Source organism: Streptococcus sp. CCH5-D3 (assembly GCF_001556435.1).
Lineage (GTDB): Bacteria > Bacillota > Bacilli > Lactobacillales > Streptococcaceae > Streptococcus.
Map to the genome: position 1 here is coordinate 1 of NZ_LSIW01000018.1, position 789 is coordinate 789.

General features: G+C 43.9%; 1 protein-coding gene. It reads right to left on the reverse strand.

The genetic code is table 11. The annotated features are described in order from the left end of the window. On the reverse strand, positions 1 to 784 hold a 784-nt coding region (locus AX662_RS00515; RefSeq protein ID WP_197414651.1), incomplete at its 3' end, for a KxYKxGKxW signal peptide domain-containing protein. Positions 785 to 789 lie beyond the last annotated feature (5 nt).

The following is a 789-nucleotide window of genomic DNA, read 5'->3' on the forward strand; positions in this document are numbered from 1 at the left end:
TTTCACCGTTGGCAGTGTAGTAATACCAATCTTTTTGGTTGTCAGATTGGAAATGACCACCCGTCACGACCTGAGTAGGTAGTTGTGTTTTTTCGGTTAGGATGCCATCAGCATCTGCTAGATAGGTTTTACCGTCTACTTCAATGCTTGTATCAGTTACCTTACGCCCATTATCTTTATCGTAGTAGTAATCCTTACCATCAATGGTAATCTTTTCACCCTTTGCTTGGATCCCATTGTCATGGAAGTAGAGGTTAAAGTTATCGATGGTTTGTGGGCCCGTTAGTTTGTGGCCGTCACTGTCTAGGTAATACCAGTTGCCTTGGTCATCAGAAGTAAATTTTCCACCTTGTGAAGGTGCTTCCTGTGAAGTAGTTGCGTTGTCGCTTGTTTCGGATGAGGTTTCAACACTTCTATCGGTTGTAGTTGTTTTACCAGATTGAACGGATTCAACCCTCTTATCAGTTTCACTGGCAGGCTGTTTAGCAGTTGCTTCTGCAGGCTGACTAGCCGCATCAGTTGAGACTGTCTCACTAGGAACATTATTAACAGTAGTGCTCGCCGGAGCTACTTCGGTTCTTGTAATGAGGCTGGCACTTGTCTCAAGATTGCTGTCAGAGACGACATTTTCAGGACTGTTAACAGCAGTCGTTTCTGGTTTGACTTCATCGGCTCCGACCTGTCCAAGGCCAATCAGTGAAGCCCCGATAGCCAAACTTGAGGCAGCGATTGTGATCCAATGTTTCTTAACTTTATGAAGTTTGAAACGAACTTTGTTTTCCATAAATT